Source organism: Streptomyces sp. V3I8 (genome assembly GCF_030817535.1).
GTDB lineage: Bacteria > Actinomycetota > Actinomycetes > Streptomycetales > Streptomycetaceae > Streptomyces.
Genome location: NZ_JAUSZL010000002.1, coordinates 2,413,938 through 2,434,185, shown reverse-complemented (window position 1 = coordinate 2,434,185; position 20,248 = coordinate 2,413,938). Strand labels below are relative to the sequence as shown.

General features: G+C 72.0%; 16 protein-coding genes and 1 riboswitch. Of the genes, 11 read left to right on the top strand and 5 right to left on the bottom strand.

The genetic code is table 11. From position 1 onward, the window contains the following. Nucleotides 1–180: 180 nt before the first annotated feature. Nucleotides 181–420 (top strand): hypothetical protein, encoded by a 240-nt coding sequence (locus QFZ75_RS10670; protein WP_307535913.1) that lies wholly within the window; start codon nt 181–183, stop codon nt 418–420. Between the two features lie 43 nt (nt 421–463). On the opposite strand, the gene QFZ75_RS10665 is transcribed toward QFZ75_RS10670, so the two are convergent. Beyond that, nucleotides 464–1,000 (bottom strand): DUF6082 family protein, encoded by a 537-nt coding sequence (locus tag QFZ75_RS10665; RefSeq protein ID WP_307535911.1) that lies wholly within the window; start codon nt 998–1,000, stop codon nt 464–466. Between the two features lie 340 nt (nt 1,001–1,340). Between QFZ75_RS10665 and QFZ75_RS10660 the strand changes: the two genes are divergently transcribed. Continuing rightward, nucleotides 1,341–2,504, top strand: coding sequence for a GTP-binding protein (locus QFZ75_RS10660; RefSeq protein ID WP_307535909.1), 1,164 nt, complete (start codon nt 1,341–1,343; stop codon nt 2,502–2,504). Here QFZ75_RS10660 and QFZ75_RS10655 read toward each other — a convergent pair. After that, nucleotides 2,501–4,951, bottom strand: coding sequence for a DNA topoisomerase (ATP-hydrolyzing) subunit A (locus QFZ75_RS10655; RefSeq protein ID WP_307535907.1), 2,451 nt, complete (start codon nt 4,949–4,951; stop codon nt 2,501–2,503). The genes QFZ75_RS10660 and QFZ75_RS10655 overlap by 4 nt on opposite strands. 518 nt (nt 4,952–5,469) lie before the next feature. On the opposite strand from QFZ75_RS10655, the gene QFZ75_RS10650 reads away from it, so the two are divergent. The 4 genes from QFZ75_RS10650 to QFZ75_RS10635 all read left to right on the top strand — a co-directional run bounded on the left by QFZ75_RS10650 (nt 5,470) and on the right by QFZ75_RS10635 (nt 10,360). Next, entirely contained in the window at nt 5,470–6,843 is a 1,374-nt protein-coding gene (locus QFZ75_RS10650) for a M16 family metallopeptidase (RefSeq protein ID WP_373465838.1), read from the top strand. Beyond that, nucleotides 6,840–8,228 carry a pitrilysin family protein gene (locus QFZ75_RS10645; RefSeq protein ID WP_307535902.1) on the top strand — a complete coding sequence of 463 codons (1,389 nt, stop codon included), beginning with the start codon at nt 6,840–6,842 and terminating at the stop codon, nt 8,226–8,228. The genes QFZ75_RS10650 and QFZ75_RS10645 overlap by 4 nt, the downstream gene beginning before the upstream one ends. Nucleotides 8,229–8,497: 269 nt before the next feature. Continuing rightward, nucleotides 8,498–8,655, top strand: a riboswitch (cyclic di-AMP (ydaO/yuaA leader). Between the two features lie 12 nt (nt 8,656–8,667). Continuing rightward, entirely contained in the window at nt 8,668–9,444 is a 777-nt protein-coding gene (locus tag QFZ75_RS10640; protein WP_307535901.1) for a M23 family metallopeptidase, read from the top strand. Nucleotides 9,445–9,667: 223 nt separating this feature from the next. Beyond that, entirely contained in the window at nt 9,668–10,360 is a 693-nt protein-coding gene (locus QFZ75_RS10635; protein WP_307535899.1) for a GntR family transcriptional regulator, read from the top strand. Nucleotides 10,361–10,596: 236 nt separating this feature from the next. On the opposite strand, the gene QFZ75_RS10630 is transcribed toward QFZ75_RS10635, so the two are convergent. Further along, the gene (locus QFZ75_RS10630) at nt 10,597–10,878 is read right to left on the bottom strand and encodes an HPr family phosphocarrier protein (protein ID WP_307535897.1); all 282 of its coding nucleotides are present in this window, start codon (nt 10,876–10,878) and stop codon (nt 10,597–10,599) included. A gap of 302 nt (nt 10,879–11,180) precedes the next feature. Here QFZ75_RS10630 and QFZ75_RS10625 point away from each other — a divergent pair, with 302 nt between their 5' ends. The 4 genes from QFZ75_RS10625 to QFZ75_RS10610 all read left to right on the top strand — a co-directional run bounded on the left by QFZ75_RS10625 (nt 11,181) and on the right by QFZ75_RS10610 (nt 16,640). Continuing rightward, nucleotides 11,181–14,105, top strand: coding sequence for a bifunctional GNAT family N-acetyltransferase/acetate--CoA ligase family protein (locus tag QFZ75_RS10625; protein WP_307535895.1), 2,925 nt, complete (start codon nt 11,181–11,183; stop codon nt 14,103–14,105). Between the two features lie 41 nt (nt 14,106–14,146). Continuing rightward, nucleotides 14,147–14,734, top strand: a complete 588-nt coding sequence (locus tag QFZ75_RS10620) for a DUF5998 family protein (RefSeq protein WP_307535894.1) — start codon at nt 14,147–14,149, stop codon at nt 14,732–14,734. After that, nucleotides 14,734–15,921, top strand: coding sequence for an alkaline phosphatase family protein (locus QFZ75_RS10615; protein ID WP_307535892.1), 1,188 nt, complete (start codon nt 14,734–14,736; stop codon nt 15,919–15,921). Before QFZ75_RS10620 ends, QFZ75_RS10615 begins: the two co-directional genes overlap by 1 nt. A 62-nt stretch (nt 15,922–15,983) precedes the next feature. Further along, nucleotides 15,984–16,640, top strand: a complete 657-nt coding sequence (locus QFZ75_RS10610) for a thymidine kinase (protein WP_307535890.1) — start codon at nt 15,984–15,986, stop codon at nt 16,638–16,640. 58 nt (nt 16,641–16,698) lie between these two features. Here QFZ75_RS10610 and QFZ75_RS10605 read toward each other — a convergent pair whose 3' ends face one another. Continuing rightward, nucleotides 16,699–17,493 carry a VOC family protein gene (locus QFZ75_RS10605; RefSeq protein ID WP_307535888.1) on the bottom strand — a complete coding sequence of 265 codons (795 nt, stop codon included), beginning with the start codon at nt 17,491–17,493 and terminating at the stop codon, nt 16,699–16,701. Between the two features lie 347 nt (nt 17,494–17,840). Between QFZ75_RS10605 and QFZ75_RS10600 the strand changes: the two genes are divergently transcribed. After that, a complete protein-coding gene (locus QFZ75_RS10600; protein WP_307535886.1) occupies nt 17,841–18,668 on the top strand; it encodes a sulfurtransferase in 828 nt (275 codons plus the stop codon). A 134-nt stretch (nt 18,669–18,802) separates the two neighbouring features. Here QFZ75_RS10600 and sepH read toward each other — a convergent pair whose 3' ends face one another. Continuing rightward, nucleotides 18,803–19,894, bottom strand: a complete 1,092-nt coding sequence (sepH, locus tag QFZ75_RS10595; protein ID WP_307535884.1) for a septation protein SepH — start codon at nt 19,892–19,894, stop codon at nt 18,803–18,805. Nucleotides 19,895–20,248: the final 354 nt, after the last annotated feature.

Below are 20,248 nucleotides of genomic sequence, written 5' to 3'. Positions count from 1 at the left end.
ATAAACCCCCAGCCTTTCCCTGCGCCGGAGGTTTACGTTGCTCCAACGCCCTCGACGAGCTGCCTGTTGGGCACCTCGCCGCAAGGTGCAATGGTCCGGTGTCCCGGCAACTCGCAGGGGCGGATTTGAGTCGGTGTGTCACCGTGCACCGGCCGGACCGTGAGACAGGAAAAAACAACAGTGAGTCAGATTATCCGCCGACTCGGTGCATCTCCACGCGATCGAGGCAGCGCAGGCGGAGCAAATTGCCCGGACATCTTCGAATTGTCCGACGGACGCTTCGCAATCATCGGTACGGATCTCACCGACTCACTGGATGAGGATCTCCCTCGGGACGCCTCCCGTGCCGACTACGAACGCATCGTCGTGATCACACGCGAGACCCTTCTCAGAGCCAAGGCGGACATCCCCGACGCGTGACCGTCACGCGCACCGGCCGGCCCGTACCGTCATGGGCCGGCCTCTAGTCGGGGGGTGTTTCTCCGACCACCCACCACTCGTCCGCGTCTGTGTCCTCCAGTTGGCGCAGGAGTTCGTCGACCATACGTCCTAGCTTTGCCTCATCGGATTCGTCGGCGATGGTCGCCCTCTGCTCCTGGCCCGCGTACCAGTAGTCGCGGACGATGGGGTTCTGGAGCAGGCCGCGTACCAGACCGAAGAACTCCTCGCGGCTGATGTTGCCCACCCGATAGGCGAACAATTGGTTCGTGTAGAGGGCGTTGGCGAAGAGGAACTGGCGTCGCCGCTGTGGGGACAGTGGTCCCTTGAAGACGTCGAGCACCTCGGCGAGTTCCGGGTTGTCGATCGCCTTGCTCAACAATTCCCAGTGCAGGCGCTGTTGGTTCGCGAGATTGGCATGCTGTTGCGTGCGAGCCGCTTCCTCCAGGCAACTGAGCCGGATGCGCAGCGAATCGATCGTGTGGCGCTGTGCGGTCAGGGCGGCCAAGGCTCCTGCCAGCAGGCCGAAACCCGCTACGGCGGCCGGAGCCAGCCCCCTCATGCCACTTTTCTGTGTGACCATGTCAACCCCCGGATCAGGCGGCCGTCCGCCGGTCGTCGGGTGCGGGTCGACTGATGGGGACCGGCGAGCGTTGGGCGGCGCTTGCCGTCTCCCAGGGTGCCCGAGCGGATCCGTTCGACTGGGAGGCGGAGAGGCGGCGCACGGAGGGAAGCGCGGGTCGCGCAACTCGGCGCCTTGCCTGACGTGTGCCCCGCGAGCGCCGCTAACAATCGTTCACTCCTCGTGGTATCCGGCGGCTCGTATCCTTGACGGGCATTCGTTTCCTGTCGTGAGAGCCGGTCCGTGAGCCGGTGTACGCATTGGTGAAAGAGGTCGCACGTTGAGTCAGGCGAGCCCCCGCCAGATCCCCGTCCTCGTCCTCGCCGGCTTCCTCGGGTCGGGTAAGACCACCCTGCTCAACCATCTCCTGCACCGCAGTGGAGGCAGTCGTATCGGGGCTGTCGTCAACGACTTCGGGGCCATCGAGATCGATGCCATGGCCGTGGCCGGGGCGCTCGGCGACTCCACCGTCTCCCTCGGGAACGGGTGCCTGTGCTGTGCCGTCGACTCCAGCGAGCTCGACCTCTACCTGGACCGGCTCGCCCACCCCTCCGCCCGGATGGACGTGATCGTCATCGAGGCGAGCGGCCTCGCCGAGCCGCAGGAGCTGGTGAAGATGCTCCTCGCCAGCGAGAACCCGCACATCGTCTACGGCGGCCTCATCGAGGTCGTCGACGCCGCAGAGTTCGGCGCCACCCGCGAGAAGCACCCCGAGATCGACCGGCACCTCGCCGTCGCCGACCTCGTCGTCGTCAACAAGACGGACCGGGCGGCGGATCCCGACCGGGTGCTGGGGCTCGTGCGGACGCTCGCCGGCGGTGCCGCCGTCGTGTCCGCCTCGTACGGACGGATCGACCCCGAGTTCCTCTTCGACTGCCGGCCGGCCGGGGACCGTATCGGCCAGCTCTCCTTCGACGACCTCCACCGGCCCGAGGGAAGGGATGAGCCCGGCGGGTCCGGCGGGGCCGACGAGCACCGCCGGCATCTGCACTCCGCCTACGAATCCCTCTCCTTCACCTCCGACGTGCCCCTCGCGCCCCGGCGGTTGATGGGCTTCCTCGACAGCAGGTCCGACGGTCTGTACCGCATCAAGGGGTACGTCGACTTCGGTCCGTCCGACCCCCGCAACCGGTACGCCGTCCACGCCGTGGGCCGTTTCCTGCGCTTCTATCCGGAGCCCTGGGCCCCGGGTGAGCGGGAGGAGCGCCTCACCCAGCTCGTGCTCATCGGCTCGGGCATCGACACCCTCGCGCTCGGCAAGGAACTGGAGGCGTGCAAGGACGACGCCCCGCACGCCGATGAGCGCGGCATGTGGGGCGTCCTCAGATACGTACAGGAACCGGACGTACAGGAATCGGACGTACAAGAACAGGATGTAGAGGAACCGGGCGTACAGGAACCGGGCCTACCGGAGCGGGAGGCGCAGACGGAAGGCGTGCTCTAGACCGGGCCTGCCACCACCGAGACCGTCTTCGCCAGGGAGACTCCCGAGCCGTCGCGGCGCGGGTCCATCTCCGGAAGCTCCGCGGGCGTGCCGTCCTTCTGGGCGGCGCGTGCCGGAGCGGGGCCCGTCCACGCCAGGCTCAGGCAGTCCTCGCCCTTCAGGAACCGCTGGCAGCGCACACCGCCCGTGGCGCGTCCCTTGCGCGGGTACTGGTCGAAGGGGGTCAGCTTGGCGGTCGTCTGGACCGAGTCGTCCAGCGTGCCGCGCGAGCCCGCCACGGTGAAGACCACCGCGTCCACGGCCGGGTCGACCGCCGTGAACGAGATCACCTTGGCGCCGTCCGTGAGCTTCACACCCGTCATGCCGCCCGCGGGCCGGCCCTGGGGGCGGACCTGGGACGCCTGGTAGCGCAGCAGCTGCGCGTCGTCGGTGATGAAGACCAGGTCCTCCTCGCCCGTGCGCAACTCGGCCCCGCCGACGATCCGGTCACCGTCCTTGAGGGTGATGACCTCCAGCTCCTCCTTGTTGGACGGGTAGTCCGGCACCACGCGCTTGACCACACCCTGCTGCGTACCGAGCGCGAGGCCCGGCGAGGACTCGTCGAGCGTCGTCAGGCAGACCACCTGCTCGTCGCCCTCCAGGCTCAGGAACTCCGAGATCGGCGCACCCCCGGAGAGGTTGGGGGCCGCGGCGGTCTCGGGCAGCTGCGGGAGGTCGATGACGTTGATGCGCAGGAGCCGTCCGGTGGACGTGACCGCGCCGATCTCCCCCAGCGCCGTCGCCGGAACGGCGGAGACGATCAGGTCGTGCTTGACGCGCCTGGCCCCGTCCTCCCCGAAGGGCTCGCCGTTGGCCGTGCGCGCCAGCAGCGCCGTCGACGACAACAGCACCCGGCACGGGTCGTCCGCCACCTGCAGCGGGACGGCCGAGGTGGTGGAACCGGCGGACTCCAGCAGCACCGTACGCCGGTCGGTGCCGAACTTCTTCGCCACCGCGGCCAGCTCGCCCGACACCATCTTGCGCAGCTCGGAGTCCGACTCCAGGATGCCGGTCAGCTCGTCGATCTCACCGTTCAGCCGGTCGCGCTCGGTCTCCAGCTCGATGCGGTCGAACTTGGTCAGCCGGCGCAGCGGCGTGTCCAGGATGTACTGCGTCTGGATCTCGCTCAGCGAGAAGTGCTCGATCAGGCGCTGCTTGGCCTGGGTGGAGTTGTCGCTGGAGCGGATGAGGCGGATGACCTCGTCGATGTCCAGCAGCGCGACGAGCAGGCCCTCGACCAGGTGCAGCCGGTCGCGCTTCTTCGTACGGCGGAACTCGCTGCGGCGGCGCACGACCTCGAAGCGGTGGTCGAGGTACACCTCCAGCAGTTCCTTGAGGCCCAGTGTGAGCGGCTGGCCGTCCACCAGCGCCACGTTGTTGATGCCGAAGGACTCCTCCATCGGCGTCAGCTTGTAGAGCTGCTCCAGGACGGCCTCCGGTACGAAGCCGTTCTTGATCTCGATGACCAGGCGCAGGCCGTGCGCCCGGTCGGTGAGGTCCTTGACGTCGGCGATGCCCTGCAGCTTCTTCGCGTTGACCAGGTCCTTGATCTTGGCGATCACCTTCTCCGGGCCGACGGTGAAGGGCAGTTCGGTGACGACGAGGCCCTTGCGGCGCGCCGTCACGTTCTCCACGGCGACCGTCGCACGGATCTTGAAGGTGCCGCGGCCCTTCTCGTACGCGTCCCTGATCCCGGACAGGCCGACGATCCGGCCGCCGGTGGGCAGGTCGGGGCCGGGGACGTGCTTCATGAGCGTGTCGAGGTCGGCGCCGGGGTGGCGGATCAGGTGGCGGGCGGCGGCGATCACCTCGCCGAGGTTGTGCGGCGCCATGTTGGTCGCCATACCGACCGCGATGCCCGACGCACCGTTGACCAGGAGGTTCGGATACGCGGCCGGGAGGACCGCGGGCTCCTGCTCCTGGCCGTCGTAGTTCGGGTTGAAGTCGACCGTGTTCTCTTCGATCGACTCCGTCATCAGGGAGGTGGCGTCGGCCATCCTCGCCTCGGTGTACCGCATGGCGGCCGGCGGGTCGTCGTTGCCCAGCGAACCGAAGTTGCCGTGGCCGTCGACCAGGGGCAGCCGCATGGAGAAGGGCTGGGCCAGGCGGACCAGGGCGTCGTAGATCGAGGCGTCGCCGTGGGGGTGGAGCTTACCCATGACCTCGCCGACGACGCGGGCGCACTTCACGTAGCCGCGGTCGGGCCGGAGCCCCATCTCGTTCATCTGGTAGACGATGCGGCGGTGCACGGGCTTGAGGCCGTCGCGGGCGTCCGGCAGGGCTCGGGAGTAGATGACCGAGTACGCGTACTCGAGGAAGGAGCCCTGCATCTCGTCGACGACGTCGATGTCGAGGATGCGCTCCTCGAAGTCGTCCGGAGGCGGGGTCTTCGTGCTGCGGCGGGCCATCGCTGCTGCGACTCCTTCACAGTCTCTGCCGGGGCATGAACGGGTTCTGACGCGGTCCATTGTGGACCTGGGTACTGACAACGCGGACCACGACCCGTCCGTACGGGCTTCACGGACCGGGCGCGCCACCGCCCCGGCAGGCCTCGCCGACCGCGATCGAGGGGGCCCCGAAAGGCCTGACGGGCGCGGCCTCCAGCTGCCTGCGGAGGTCCCAGGACGCTACCGCGTCGCCGGCCGCGCAGTTGCCCGCGCCCCTCGGGAGCGATCTCGGGAGCGCCCTTCGAGAAGCGCCCCGCGGGGTGACTCCCGACCGGGTCCGTCGCCGGCCCGGGAGCGTGCGCGCTCGTACGACCGTACGACGGTACGAGATCCGGTGGTCCGTCCTACGGGATCGGAGCGCGTCGGCGTGCTCGCTCCCGGCGTACGCGACACGGGAACTTCGCCAGCTGTCCGCGCGCTTGCATACAGTGGCACGACTAGCAGGAATTCAGCATTTCCCCGCGATCGAAGGGACGTACATGCCCATGGGTCACACGGCCACAGCTGAGGCCGGTTCCGGCGGCCTGACAGCGACCGAGCACCGCCTGGCCAACGGCCTGCGTGTGGTGCTCTCCGAGGACCACCTGACCCCGGTCGCGGCGGTGTGCCTCTGGTACGACGTCGGGTCGCGCCACGAGGTCAAGGGCCGCACCGGGCTCGCCCACCTCTTCGAGCACCTGATGTTCCAGGGCTCCGGCCAGGTCAAGGGCAACGGCCACTTCGAACTGGTGCAGGGAGCGGGCGGTTCGCTCAACGGGACGACGAGTTTCGAGCGCACCAACTACTTCGAGACCATGCCGACGCACCAGCTGGAGCTCGCCCTCTGGCTGGAGGCCGACCGCATGGGCTCGCTGCTCGCCGCGCTCGACGAGGAGTCGATGGAGAACCAGCGGGACGTCGTCAAGAACGAGCGCCGCCAGCGCTACGACAACGTCCCCTACGGCACCGCCTTCGAGAAGCTGACCGCCCTCGCCTACCCGGAGGGCCACCCGTACCACCACACCCCGATCGGGTCGATGGCGGACCTGGACGCGGCCACCCTCGAGGACGCCCGCGCCTTCTTCCGCACCTACTACGCGCCCAACAACGCCGTGCTGTCGATCGTCGGCGACATCGACCCGGAGCAGACGCTCGCCTGGGTCGAGAAGTACTTCGGCTCCATCGCGGGCCACGACGGCAAGCCCGCCCCGCGCGACGGCTCGCTCCCGGAGACCATGGGCGGGCAGCTGCGCGAGGTCGTCGAGGAGGAGGTCCCGGCCCGCGCGCTGATGGCCGCCTACCGGCTCCCGGAGGACGGTACGCGCGCGTCCGACGCCGCCGACCTCGCCCTGACCGTCCTCGGCGGCGGTGAGTCGTCCCGGCTCTACAACCGGCTCGTACGCCGCGACCGCACCGCCGTCGCGGCCGGGTTCGGCCTGCTGCGCCTCGCCGGAGCGCCCTCCCTGGGGTGGCTCGACGTGAAGACGTCCGGCGACGTCGAGGTCCCGGTGATCGAGGCCGCCGTCGACGAGGAGCTCGCCCGGTTCGCCGCGGAGGGCCCCACGGCCGAGGAGATGGAGCGCGCGCAGGCCCAGCTGGAGCGCGAGTGGCTGGACCGCCTCGGCACGGTCGCGGGCCGCGCCGACGAACTGTGCCGGTACGCCGTCCTGTTCGGCGACCCGCAGCTCGCCCTGACCGCCGTGCAGCGCGTCCTCGACATCACCGCGGAGGAGGTGCGGGAGGTCGCCGAGGCCCGCCTGCGCCCCGACAACCGCGCGGTGCTGGTCTACGAGCCGACCGCCCCCGAGGGGACCGGCGCCTCCGAGGGCACCGACACCGCCGCTGACGACACCGACGAGGAGGCGGCCAAGTGACCGAGCTCGCCACGATGGAGTTCCACCCGCAGCCCCAGGCCGGCGAGGCCCGGCCCTGGGCCTTCCCGGCGCCCGAGCGCGGCGCGCTCGGCAACGGCCTGACGCTGCTGCGCTGCCACCGCCCCGGCCAGCAGGTCGTCGCCGTGGAGGTGCTCCTGGCCGCCCCGCTGGAGGCCGAGCCGAAGGGCCTGGACGGCATCGCCACGATCATGGCGAGGGCCTTCTCGGAGGGCACCGACAAGCACTCCGCCGAGGAGTTCGCCGCCGAGCTGGAGCGCTGCGGCGCCACGCTCGACGCCCACGCCGACCACCCCGGCGTCCGGCTCAGCCTCGAAGTGCCCGTCTCCCGGCTGCCCAAGGGGCTCGGCCTGCTCGCCGACGCCCTCAGGGCGCCCGCGTTCGACGACGGCGAGATCGAGCGGCTGGTGCGCAACCGGCTCGACGAGATCCCGCACGAGAGCGCCAACCCGGCCCGCCGGGCCGCCAAGGAGCTGTCCCGTCAGCTCTTCCCGGCGGACTCCCGCATGTCGCGTCCGCGCCAGGGCACCGAGAAGACGGTCACCGCGATCGACTCCGCGGCCGTACGCGCCTTCTACGAGAAGCACGTGCGCCCGGCCACGGCCACCGCGGTCGTCGTCGGCGACCTCACCGGCGTCGACCTCGACGCGCTGCTCGCGGACACGCTCGGCGCCTGGACCGGATCGCAGGCCGAGGCGCGTCCCGTGCCCTCGGTGACCGCCGACGACACCGGCCGGGTGATCATCGTCGACCGGCCCGGCGCCGTACAGACGCAACTGCTCATCGGCCGGGTCGGCGCAGACCGGCACGACCGCGTGTGGCCCGCCCAGGTGCTCGGTACGTACTGCCTCGGCGGCACCCTCACCTCCCGCCTGGACCGCGTCCTGCGCGAGGAGAAGGGATACACCTACGGCGTACGGGCGTTCGGCCAGGTGCTGCGCTCCGCCCCGGACGGCACGGGCATCTCGATGCTCGCCATCAGCGGTTCCGTGGACACCCCGAACACCGGCCCGGCGCTCGACGACCTCTGGAAGGTGCTGCGCACGCTCGCCGCCGAGGGGCTGACGGACGCCGAGCGGGACGTCGCCGTGCAGAACCTGGTGGGCGTGGCGCCCCTGAAGTACGAGACCGCGGCAGCCGTCGCGGGCACGCTCGCCGACCAGGTCGAGCAGCACCTGCCGGACGACTTCCAGGCGACGCTGTACCGGCAGCTCGCCGCCACCGGCACCGTGGAGGCCACCGCGGCCGCCGTGAACGCCTTCCCGGTGGACCGGCTGGTGACCGTCCTCGTCGGTGACGCCGCGCAGATCGAGGAGCCGGTCAGGGCCCTCGGTATCGGTGAAGTGAGCGTGGTGACGGCCGAGTAGCGGCCGGCGGAGGCTGGGCCCGGGTGACTGGATGAGTCCCCCGGGCCCTTTTCCGTTTCTTCCGCCTCTTCCGTCTGTCTTCTTGTCTGTCTTCCGTCCGTTGTCCGCCTCGGTGCGTGGCGTGTCCGATGCGCCCGTATTGGTACAGAGGTTGCCCGTCTGCCCTGTGGCGTGCGCTACAAAAGTGGTGATCCGTTTGTCTGCCGAAAGAGGCGCCGTTTAGCGTCGGTCCGGCTGTTCGTCAGGCAGTGCGCCGCGTCCGCGGCACCGGACAGTCATCGCCGAGTCCCCGTACGGCGCGAGCCCGGGGAGCCGGGGACCCACACGTCCCTGGGGTGAATCGGACGCCCTTCCCGAAGGGCGCCCGTAGGAGACCTTCCTGCTCCGAACCCGTCAGCTAACCCGGTAGGCGAGAAGGAAGGAAAGGACCAGCCACTTCATGGCGTTCACCCGCGCCACGGGGAAGCACCGTCTTCCCAGCCGCATGACGCGTACCACCCGCAGGACCGTCGGCGTCGCCGCCCTCGCCACCACCGGCGTCGTGGGCACCCTGGCCGCCTCGCCGGCGCTCGCCGCCGAGGGCGGGATCGAGCAGACGGGGCCCCTCAAGGCCGTCACCATGGGCGACTCGGTCGCCCACGAGATCGACGCGCAGGCCACCGCCCAGCGGCAGGCCGCCGAGCAGGCCGCCGCCCGCGAGAAGGCCGAGGCCGACGCGAAGAAGCGCGCCGAGGAGGCCGCGGCGAAGGCCGAGAAGGAGCGCGAGGCCAAGGTGCGTGCCGCCCGCGAGGCCGAGCGCAAGCGTCTCAACGCGTACACCGCGCCGATCGCCGGCTCGTACGTCTCCACCTCCTACCAGGCCGGCGGCGGCATCTGGTCCTCGGGCAGCCACACCGGCATCGACTTCCACGCCGCCGGCGGCACCCCCGTGCACGCGGTGGGCTCGGGCACGGTCGTGGAGGCGGGCTGGGGCGGCGCCTACGGCAACCAGGTCGTCATCAGGATGACCGACGGCACGTACACCCAGTACGGGCACCTGTCGTCCATCGGCGTCACGGTCGGCCAGACGGTCACGCCGGGACAGCGGATAGCCCTCTCCGGGGCGACCGGCAACGTCACCGGGGCGCACCTGCACTTCGAGGCGCGCACCACCGCCGAGTACGGATCCGACATGGACCCGGTCGCGTACCTGCGCGGGCACGGCGTGAACGTCTGACCGCACGGCACAGCCTCGCGTCGCAGGACACCGCGTCGCACGACACCGCACTTCGGCGGAAGGCCCCGGCTCACCGAGCCGGGGCCTTCCGCCGAAGTGCGGTGTGTCCAAAAAATATCCATGGATTCCGGACTGCCTTCGGAATTTCCCGTCCTCTGCAATAGAGTCACCGGAGAAGCGTCAATCGACCGCGTTTCGCGGGGGTTAAGGCGGAGGTCCGGTCATGCGTATTCCCGCGCGCTCGGTATGCACGGCGATCCGTGACGACATCGTCGCGGGTGTCTACGAACGCGGCGGCCGGCTCACCGAGGAACTGCTCGCGCGCCGGTACGGCGTCTCGCGGGTCCCCGTGCGCGAGGCGCTGCGCACCCTGGAGGCGGAGGGGTTCGTGGTCACGCGCCGGCACGCGGGCGCGTGCGTCGCGGAACCGACGGAGCAGGAGGCCGCCGACCTCCTGGAGATGCGCGTGCTGCTGGAGCCGCTGGGCGCCGCCCGGGCCGCCCAGCGCCGTACCGAGGCCCATCTCAAGGTGCTGCGCGGCCTGGTCAGGCTGGGACAGGAGCGGGCCAGGCGGGGCAACAGCGAGGATCTGCGCTCGCTCGGCGGCTGGTTCCACGAGACGCTCGCGCAGGCCTCGGGCAGTCCGGCACTGACCTCGACACTCGCCCAGCTGCGGCACAAGATCGCCTGGATGTACTCGGTGGAGGCGCCCGCGCACCCCGCCGAGTCCTGGACCGAGCACGGGGCCATCGTGGACGCCGTCGCCCGCGGGGACAGCGACCGGGCCCGGTCCGTCACGGCGCTGCACGCCGAACGGGCGACGGCCGCGCACCGGCTGCGCTTCCCCGGCGGGAACCGCGCCGAGCGTGTGAGGACTTCGCAACATCCCGTAAACACGGCGGGCCTGCGGCATTAACAGAAGCGCCGTATACAAAGAGTGTTATTCGGTGGGGGCCTATTTCTGTTGCCCCTTTTTCCGCGTTTCCGGGAATTAGCGGGCACGGTATTTCCGTGTGTACGGGAATCGGCTGGCCGGCGTGTACGGGAATCGGCCGGCCGGCGTCGGCCGAAAAGCGTGAACGGCAAAGCCGCGTCGCCCCGGGTGGGAGTGACGCGGCTCCGCCGTACGTGGAGATACGCGGGTCGCGCGGATCAGACCGTCTCGGGGAGCTCCTCGAGACCCTCGGAGACCAGCTTGGCCAGGCGGTCGAGCGCGGTGTCCGCGCCGTCGGCGTCGGAGGCCAGGACGATCTCCTCGCCACCCTGGGCGCCCAGGCCGAGGACCCCGAGCATGGAAGCGGCGTTGACGGGGTCGCCGCCGGCCTTGGCGATCGTCACGGGGACGCCGGAGGCCGTGACCGCCCGGACGAAGATGGAGGCGGGGCGGGCGTGAAGACCCTCGGCCCAGCCGACGTTGACGCGGCGCTCAGCCATGTGATGCTGCCCTTCAGGTGTCTCAAGGTTGTCTAGACCAGTGTTCCACACGTGGAGCGCGCCCCGGGCGGGACGCGACCCCAAGACTGCCCCGCGCCCCGGCCGTGCGCGAGCCCGGCGGCACGGAGCGCGCGCGGCGGCACGGAGCACGCGGTCCGTCCGCGCTGACCCGGGACCCGCCCGGGACCCGCCCGGGACCCGCCCGGGACCCGCCCGGCGCCGGGACGCACACAGGGACGCACGCCGGGATCGGCCCGGCAGAGCCCCCGCCGTTGTCGGACCCGAGCCGTAGTCTGGGCCCCATGCAGACCCCGACGGACCGGCACGAGTACCCCGCGCACTGGGAGGCCGACGTCGTGCTGCGCGACGGCGGCACCGCGCGCGTCCGGCCCATCACGGCCGACGACGCCGACCGCCTGGTCAGCTTCTACGAGCAGGTGTCCGCCGAGTCGAAGTACTACCGCTTCTTCGCGCCGTACCCGCGCCTGTCCGCCAAGGACGTCCACCGCTTCACCCACCACGACTTCGTGGACCGGGTGGGGCTCGCGGCCACCGTCGGCGGCGAGTTCATCGCCACCGTGCGCTACGACCGCATCAGCGCGGACGGCATGCCCGCCTCCGCCCCCGCGGACGAGGCGGAGGTCGCCTTCCTCGTCCAGGACGCCCATCAGGGCCGCGGCGTGGCGTCCGCCCTGCTCGAGCACATCGCGGCCGTCGCCCGCGAGCGGGGCGTGCGCCGGTTCGCCGCCGAGGTGCTGCCCGCCAACAACAAGATGATCAAGGTCTTCACGGACGCCGGGTACCGGCAGAAGCGCAGCTTCGAGGACGGCGTCGTACGCCTGGAGTTCGGCCTGGAGCCCACCGACCGCTCGCTGGCCGTGCAGCGCGCGCGGGAGCAGCGGGCGGAGGCACGCTCGGTGGCCCGCCTCCTCGCGCCCGGTTCGGTCGCGGTCGTCGGAGCCGGCCGCACGCCCGGGGGAGTGGGGCGCAGCATCCTGGAGAACCTGCGCGACGCCGGATTCACCGGCCGCCTGTACGCGGTGAACGGGGCGCTCGGGGAGAAGGAGCTGGCCGGTGTCCCGGCCCACCGCAGCGTGCGGGACATCGGCGAGCCCGTCGACCTCGCCGTGATCGCCGTTCCGGCCGAACGGGTGCCCGAGGCGGTCGCGCAGTGCGGTGAGCACGGCGTGCAAGGACTGGTCGTGGTGTCCGCGGGGTACGCCGAGAGCGGCCCCGAGGGCAGGGAGCGCCAGCGCGAACTCGTCCGCCAGGTCCGTACGTACGGAATGCGGCTCATCGGGCCGAACGCCTTCGGCGTCATCAACGCCTCGCCGCGGACGCGGCTCAACGCCTCGCTCGCGCCGGAGATGCCACGCACCGGCCGCATCGGCCTGTTCGCCCAGTCCGGGGCCATCGGGATCGCGCTGCTGTCCCGTCTGCACCGGCGCGGCGGCGGGGTCACGGGTGTGACGGGCGTGTCGACCTTCGTCTCCTCGGGCAACCGGGCGGACGTGTCCGGGAACGACGTCCTTCAGTACTGGTACGACGACCCCGACACCGATGTCGCGCTGATGTACCTCGAATCGATCGGGAACCCGCGGAAGTTCACCCGCCTCGCGCGGCGCACGGCGGCGGCCAAGCCACTGGTCGTCGTCCAGGGCGCCCGGCACGGCGGAGCGGCGCCCCAGGGGCACGCGGTACGGGCCACCCGGCTGCCCCACGCCACGGTGTCCGCGCTGCTGCGGCAGGCCGGGGTCATCCGGGTGGACACGATCACGGAGCTGGTCGACGCGGGACTGCTGCTGGCCCGCCAGCCGCTGCCCGCCGGCCCCAGGGTGGCGATCCTCGGGAACTCCGAATCGCTCGGGCTCCTGACGTACGACGCGTGTCTCGCCCAAGGACTGCGGCCCCTGCCGCCCCGAGACCTGACCACCAACGCCTCGGCCGGGGACTTCCGTACCGCGCTGGCGCACGCGCTGGCCGACGAGGCGTGCGACGCCGTGGTGGTCACCGCCATTCCGGCGGTGGGGGAGCGGTCGGCCGGGGACGCCGCCCTCGCGCAGGCCCTGCGGTCGGCCTCGGCCGCGGCTCCCGACAAGCCGGTCCTCGTGGTCCACGTGGAGCTGGGCGGCCTCGCGCAAGCCCTGTCCGCGGCCGCCGGCACCGCACCACAGCCCGCCCCCGCCCCTGCCGGAAGCACGGCGGACGCCGGAAGCACAGCGGATGCCGGGAGCACGGCGGATGCCGGGAGCGCGGCGGCCGGCGACGCCCACCCGGTCCGCCCGGCCGACGGCCCCCCGCCGGCGGTGGCGCAGGACGACCGGGCGGCGGATCCCGGGGCCGGGGCCCCCTCCCGCCTCATCCCGGCCTACCCCGCCGCCGAGCGGGCCGTCCGCGCGCTCGCCGAAGCCGTCAGATACGGCCAGTGGCGGCGCGAGGACGCCGATCCCGGCCGGGTGCCCGAGTACGAGGACATCGACGAGAAGGGCGCGGCCGGACAGATCGCCCGCCTCCTCGCCGCCGGGGAACCGGGTGAGGACGGCCTCGTACTGGGCCCCGACGACACCTGCGACCTCCTCGCCCGGTACGGCATCGGCGTCCGCCGCGCCCTGTCCGCGCCCACGCCCGAGGAGGCCGTGGCGGCGGCGGACCGCCTGGGCTACCCCGTGGCCCTGAAGACCACCGCCCCGCACCTGCGCCACCGCGCCGACCTGGGCGGCGTCCGGCTGGACCTCGCGGACGAAGGACAACTGCGGCGGGCGTACGCCGAGTTGACCGGCCTGTTCGGAGAGCCCGGGGAACTGCGCCCGGTGGTCCAGGGCATGGCGCCCCGGGGCGTCGACACGGTCGTCCACGCGGTCATCGACCCGGCGGCCGGGGCGGTGCTCTCCTTCGGGCTCGCCGGGGCGGCGTCGGAGCTGCTCGGGGACACCGCGCACCGGCTGATCCCGGTCACCGACCGTGACGCGGCCTCCCTGGTCCGCTCCATCCGCACCGCGCCGCTCCTCTTCGGCTGGCGGGGTTCCGCCCCGGCGGACGTCGCGGCACTGGAGGAACTGCTGCTCCGCCTGTCACGCCTGGTCGACGACCACCCGGAGGTCGTCTCCGTGTCCCTGGAGCCCGCCGTCGTCGCCCCGCGCGGACTGAGCGTGCTCGGCGCCTCCGTGCGACTCGCCCCACCGCCCGCCCGCGACGACCTCGGCCCCCGCACCCTTCCCGTGTACTGACCGGTGCCTCGCAGTCGGTGCACCACCGTAGGATGGACGTCATGGCCAAGACCAGTACGACGACCCAGGGGCTGCGAGCGGCGATCGAGCGCAGCGGCTACTACCCGGCCCTCGTGGCCGAGGCGGTGGAGGCCGCTGTGGGCGGCGAGCCGATCCGGTCGTACCTGGTCCACCAGGAGACCACGTTCGACGCCAACGAGGTGCGTCGGCACGTCACGGTGCTCGTCCTCACGGGCAACCGCTTCATCGTGAGCCACACGGACGAGCAGGCGGCTGACAGCACGTCGCCGACGCCGTACGCGACCACGTCCACCGAGTCCGTGAAGCTCGGCCGGATCTCGTCGGTGGTGCTCAGCCGCGTCGTGGCGAACCCCGAGAAGTACGTCGTGGGGACGCTGCCGCGCGAGGTCGTCCTCACCATCGGCTGGGGCGCGGTCGCCCGCATCGACCTGGAGCCCGCGGCCTGCGGCGACTCCAACTGCGAGGCCGACCACGGCTACACCGGCAGCTCGACGGCGGACGACCTGAGCCTGCGCGTCAGCGAGGCCGGGGACGGCCCGGACGCCGTGCGCCAGACGCTCGCCTTCGCACAGTCGCTCTCCGAGGCGACCACGGACGTCACCCGCTGATGTCCCAGCACGTCTGGGACCACCCGGAGCCACTCACCGTCGGCTCCGCGCCCGTCCCCGAGTACGGAACCGGTTCCCTCGCGGACCTGCTGCCCACCCTGGCCGCCGGCATGGGCGTACCGGACATGACCGCCTCGCTCGCGGAGCTGGGTCCGGCCGACCGCAACTGCGTCTTCCTGATCGACGGCCTGGGCTGGGAGCAGCTGAAGGCGCACCCGGACGAGGCCCCGTTCATGACCTCCCTGCTGGGCAGCTCGCGCGGCGGCACCGGTCGGCCGATCACCGCCGGCTATCCCGCGACCACCGCGACCTCGCTCGCCTCGGTCGGCACCGGACTGCCGCCGGGGGCCCACGGACTGCCCGGCTACACCGTGCGCGACCCGGGGACCGGCGAGCTGATGAACCAGCTGCGCTGGATCCCCTGGACCAAGCCGACCACGTGGCAGCCGTACCCGACGGTGTTCCAGCTGGCCGACGCGGCGGGCGTGCACACGGCGCAGGTGTCCGCACCGCACTTCCAGAACACCCCTCTGACCAAGATCGCGCTCAGCGGCGGGACGTTCCACGGCCGGCTGACCGGCGAGGACCGGATGGACTGCGCGGCCGAGCAACTGGCCGCGGGGGACCGCTCGCTGGTCTACACGTACTACGCCGAGGTGGACGGCAAGGGCCACCGCTTCGGCATCGACTCCGACGCCTGGCGCGGACAGCTCATGTACGTGGACCGGCTGGTCCAGCGCCTGGCCGAGCAACTGCCGCCGCGCGCCGCCCTCTACGTCACCGCCGACCACGGCATGCTCGACGTCCCCTTCGACGAGCAGCACCGCATCGACTTCGACGAGGACTGGGAACTGCGCGCGGGGGTCGCCCTGCTGGGCGGCGAAGGCCGCGCCCGGCACGTCTACGCGGTCCCGGGCGCCGAGTCGGACGTCCTGACCTGCTGGCGCGAGGTGCTCGGCGAGCAGTTCTGGGTGGCCTCGCGCGACGAGGCGATCGCGGCGGGCTGGTTCGGACCGCACGTCGACGAGCGGGTCCACGCGCGCATCGGCGACGTCGTCGCGGCCGCCCGGGACGACGTGCTGATCACCGCGTCCGAGCGGGAGCCGAAGGAGTCGCTGATGGTCGGCAACCACGGCTCGATGACCCCGGCGGAACAGCACGTCCCGCTCCTGGAAGTACGTTCCTGACCCCGCGCCCGTCCCGACCCGTCCCCGCTGGAAAGCCTCCGCTGAAAGGTGCTCGACTCCCCATGCCCGAGCTGGTGTTCTTCTCCGGAACCATGGACTGCGGGAAGTCGACACTGGCTCTGCAGATCGAGCACAACCGCTCGGCCCGCGGCCTGCAGGGCATGATCTTCACCCGCGACGACCGCGCGGGCGAGGGCAAGCTGTCCTCCCGCCTCGGCCTGGTCACGGACGCGGTGGAGGTCGAGGACGACCAGGACGTGTACGCGTACCTCGTCGACCACCTCTCGCAGGGCGGCCGCGCGGACTACGTCATCGCCGACGAGGCGCAGTTCCTCGCCCCCGAGCAGATCGACCAGCTCGCCCGCGTGGTCGACGACCTGGACATCGACGTCTTCGCCTTCGGCATCACGACCGACTTCCGCTCCAAGCTCTTCCCGGGCTCCCAGCGCCTCGTCGAACTCGCGGACCGCGTCGAGGTCCTGCAGGTCGAGGCCCTGTGCTGGTGCGGCGCCCGCGCCACGCACAACGCCCGCACCATAGGGGGCCGCATGGTGGTGGAGGGCGCCCAGGTCGTCGTCGGTGACGTCGACCAGTCGGAGGACATCGGCTACGAGGTGCTGTGCCGCCGCCACCACAGCCGGCGGATGACCGCGGCCACCGCCAGGGCGGGAGCGCTGTCCCCGGACGTGCTGCCGGTGGACGCCGCGGCCCGCCGCTGACGGATCGCGTCGGCTCCGCCGGCTCGACGGCACGGGGTGTTCTGTTCCGGCGGCCGGCTCAGCGCCTCGTCCGGACCACCGAGAACGCCGCGCCCTCCGGGTCCGTCACCGCGGCGACCCGGCCGTGCGGGCTCTCGTGGGCCGCCTCGAGGACGTGTCCGCCGAGGTCGACGACCTGGGTCACGGCCGTGTCCACGTCCGCGACCTCGAAGTACGTCATCCAGTGGGCGCCGCGGTCCCGGGGGAGGGCGCCGCCGACGCCGTGGATGCCGGCCACCGGATGGCCCTTGACGCGCAGGGTGAGGTAGTCGAGATCGGCGGAGACGACGGGCTCCTCCTCGTAGCCGAAGACCGTCCCGTAGAACGTGGCGACACTCTCGCAGTCCCGTGTGACCAGCTCGTTCCAGGCGAGGCTCCCGGGGACGCCGGTGATGCCCGCACCGAGGTGGGATGCGGCCTGCCAGACGCCGAACACCGCGCCGGAGGGGTCCGAGGCGATCGCCAGGCGGCCGGCCTCGTCGGCGACCAGCGGCCCCACGCCGACCGTGCCGCCGCAGTGCCGGACCGTCTCCGCCGTCAGGTCCACGTCGTCCGAGGCGAGGTAGGGCGTCCACGCGACGGGCAGGTGCCGGTCCGACGGGAGCAGGCCGATGCCCGCCACCTCGTGCCCGCCCAGCCGCGCCCGCACATAGGCGCCCAGTTGCTGCGGGCCGGGCCGGAACTCCCAGCCGAACAGTTTCCCGTAGAACTCCTGGGTCGCGGTCAGCCCGTGCACCATCAGACTCACCCAGCAGGGTGTGCCGGGCGCGTACACAGTGCCGTTCAGGCCGGCCGACCCCGGTGCCTCGGTCATCGTCACCCTCTCCTCGGCGCCTCGCGGGGCCGCTTCACTTCGGTTTCCCGGGCCGCCTCTGCGCGGATCCGGGTGTCCGGTGCCGATGGTCGCACCACCGGGGGCGTACCACGCTCCGGCCGGACGGCCCATGACGGGAGGATGCCCGCCTTCGTGTTGCCCATCCGTTTCCCCGTGATGACCCGCGGATGTCCGCCGGTCGTCCATCATGCGTTCCGGTCGTCCATCGTGCGCTCCGGCCGTACGGCGTGTGCCCGGTCGGGTACGCCCCGTGGTCGGGGCGGCCCGGCCGAGCACGGTAGCCGGACCTGGACGATGCGGCCACCCCGTGCGCGAGGATGGTGGCCATGAACGCCATCATCTCCGCATCCCGACTCGCGAGCGACCTGGCAGGCCCGAACCCGCCGGTCGTCCTGGACGTCCGCTGGCAGCTCGGCGGGCCGAATCTCCGCCAGGCCTACGAGGAGGCGCACATCCCGGGGGCCGTCTACGTGGACCTCGACACCGAACTCGCCGGTCCCGCGGGCGCGGCGGGCCGTCATCCACTGCCCGACCCGGAAGCTTTCGGAGCGGCCATGCGCGCGGCCGGGGTGTCCGGGGACCGGGACGTGGTCGTGTACGACGGAGGGCTCGGCTGGGCCGCCGCACGCGCCTGGTGGCTGTTGAGCTGGACGGGTCACCCGGCGGTGCGTGTGCTTGACGGCGGCCTGGCGGCCTGGAGCGGTCCGGTCGAGAGCGGCCGGACGGTGCCGGCCGCCGGGACCTTCGTACCGGCTCCCGGAGCGGTGCCCGTACTGGACGCCGACGGCGCCGCCTCGCTGGCCCGCACCGGTCTGCTCCTCGACGCCCGGGCCGCCGAGCGCTACCGCGGCGACATCGAGCCGATCGACCGGGTCGGCGGTCACATCCCGGGCGCGGTCTCGGCGCCGACCACGGAAAATGTGGCCGAATCCGGTCGGTTCCGCCCGGCCGGTGAACTCGCCGACCGCTTCACGTCCCTGGGTGCCGACGGCACCACCGAGGTGGGCGTTTACTGCGGGTCGGGCGTCTCCGGCGCGCACGAGGTGCTGGCGCTGGCGGTCGCGGGCGTCCCGGCCGCGCTGTACGTGGGTTCCTGGTCGGAGTGGTCGCGGGACGAGGGGCGCCCGGTCGCCACCGGCCCCGAACCGCAGTAGGCCGGGGGCCGCGGCGCAAGCGGCGGGGGCCCGCACCGAATCCGGTGCGGGCCCCCGCCGTCTCCTGGTCCTGCTTTTCGGGACTCACCGAGCGAGTCCCGCTTCCTCGGTCCTGCTTCCTCGGTCCCGCTTGCTCAGTCCTGCTTCTTCCTGCGTGTCCCGAAGACGATCTCGTCCCAGCTCGGTACGGCCGCTCTGCGTCCCGGACGGACGCCGTCCGCCTCGGCCTGCCGGTCGGTGGCTCCGACGAGCCGCTCCCGGTGGCTGGCCACCGCGCGCGGCATGAGTACGTCCGCGTAGGCGGAGCCGGCCGAGGCCGCGGGGACCGCCGGTTCCTCCACCTCGGGCTCCTCGACGGGCGGTTCCTCCGTCTCCGGAAGGTCCGTGGCCGAGGTCGTGGAGGCCGCCGAGGCGGCGGGCGCGGCCGAGGGCCGCTCGGGCACGACCATGTCACCGCGGAAGCTGGGCACCGCCTCCAGGAGGCTGGTCAGCGAGTCGCGTTCGCCGGCGCTCTCCTCGAGATCCGCCTCGGAGGGCGGTCCGGGCAGGCTCGGCCGCTCGATCTGCCGGTCCAGGGCGCGGTCCAGCGGCCGGTCGCGGGGCAGCCGGGCGATGCGCGGCACGAACGGGAAGCTCGGCTCGGCCGCGGCGAGGTCGTCGGACTCACCGATCAGCGAGCGCGCCTCGTCGTCGACGGCCTGGACGAGCCGCCGGGGCGGGTCGTACGTCCAGCTCGCCGCATGCGGTTCGCTCGCCACCCGGTAGACCAGCAGGACCTCCCAGGTGCCGTCGTCGCGGCGCCAGGAGTCCCACTGGACGGTCTCCTTGTCGGCGCCGCGCAGTACGAGACGTTCCTGCACCGCTTCGCCGAGCTGGGGGCCGGTCGTTTCGCCGGGGCGGCGGACGGGGGTCTTGCGGGCCCGCTCCGCCATGAAGGCGCGCTCGGCGAGCACGGGACCCTCGAAGCGGCGCACCCGGTCGACGGGGATGCCGGCGAGTTGGGCGACCTCTTCGGCGGACGCTCCCGCACGTATGCGCGCCTGGATGTCTCGGGGGCGGAGATGGCTCTCCACCTCGATCTCGATCTGGCCGAGGCGGGGACGGTCGCCGCGTACGGCGGCGCGTAGACGCTCGTCAATCGGAAGCGTGTACTCCGTGCTGTCCGCAGCCTTCAGCACCAGCCGTGTGCCGTCGTTGGAGACGGCCACGACACGCAGTTCGGGCATGGGGACCTCCCGGGTGGTGCCTGCCGACGTCACGTGCGTCGCTGCTTCCGCTAGTCGAGTGTGGCCTGCCCGGGTGCAGCCTGCCACAACCTTGCCGAGTTGCCCGGCGTGTCGGACGGTGGCCCGAACTCGCCGTTATGGCACGGTTACCTATTCGCAACGCTAAGTGACGAACCTCATCACCCTGTGCAACGAGCCCCCTCCCGGCGGTCCTGGAAGGCCCCGGACGGCCTGGCGAGTGTCCGGACCCAGGGCTCGCAACAGTACTCCATTCGGGCCACTTGCGTGGATCGGCACGCCGCCGAACTTCTGTCCGGGGGCGGGAGTTGGGTGCCGGAGGTGACACTTTGGTGA

Excerpts from the sequence above, each read along its gene's own strand:
- QFZ75_RS10665 (WP_307535911.1), bottom strand. The coding sequence starts at position 1,000 with ATGAGGGGGCTGGCTCCGGCCGCCGTAGCGGGTTTCGGCCTGCTGGCA.
- QFZ75_RS10630 (WP_307535897.1), bottom strand. The coding sequence starts at position 10,878 with ATGGCTGAGCGCCGCGTCAACGTCGGCTGGGCCGAGGGTCTTCACGCC.
- QFZ75_RS10605 (WP_307535888.1), bottom strand. The coding sequence starts at position 17,493 with ATGACCGAGGCACCGGGGTCGGCCGGCCTGAACGGCACTGTGTACGCG.
- QFZ75_RS10620 (WP_307535894.1), top strand. The coding sequence starts at position 14,147 with ATGGCCAAGACCAGTACGACGACCCAGGGGCTGCGAGCGGCGATCGAG.
- QFZ75_RS10615 (WP_307535892.1), top strand. The coding sequence starts at position 14,734 with ATGTCCCAGCACGTCTGGGACCACCCGGAGCCACTCACCGTCGGCTCC.
- QFZ75_RS10600 (WP_307535886.1), top strand. The coding sequence starts at position 17,841 with ATGAACGCCATCATCTCCGCATCCCGACTCGCGAGCGACCTGGCAGGC.
- QFZ75_RS10625 (WP_307535895.1), top strand. The coding sequence starts at position 11,181 with ATGCAGACCCCGACGGACCGGCACGAGTACCCCGCGCACTGGGAGGCC.
- QFZ75_RS10650 (WP_373465838.1), top strand. The coding sequence starts at position 5,470 with ATGCCCATGGGTCACACGGCCACAGCTGAGGCCGGTTCCGGCGGCCTG.
- QFZ75_RS10640 (WP_307535901.1), top strand. The coding sequence starts at position 8,668 with ATGGCGTTCACCCGCGCCACGGGGAAGCACCGTCTTCCCAGCCGCATG.
- QFZ75_RS10655 (WP_307535907.1), bottom strand. The coding sequence starts at position 4,951 with ATGGCCCGCCGCAGCACGAAGACCCCGCCTCCGGACGACTTCGAGGAG.
- sepH (WP_307535884.1), bottom strand. The coding sequence starts at position 19,894 with ATGCCCGAACTGCGTGTCGTGGCCGTCTCCAACGACGGCACACGGCTG.
- QFZ75_RS10635 (WP_307535899.1), top strand. The coding sequence starts at position 9,668 with ATGCGTATTCCCGCGCGCTCGGTATGCACGGCGATCCGTGACGACATC.
- QFZ75_RS10610 (WP_307535890.1), top strand. The coding sequence starts at position 15,984 with ATGCCCGAGCTGGTGTTCTTCTCCGGAACCATGGACTGCGGGAAGTCG.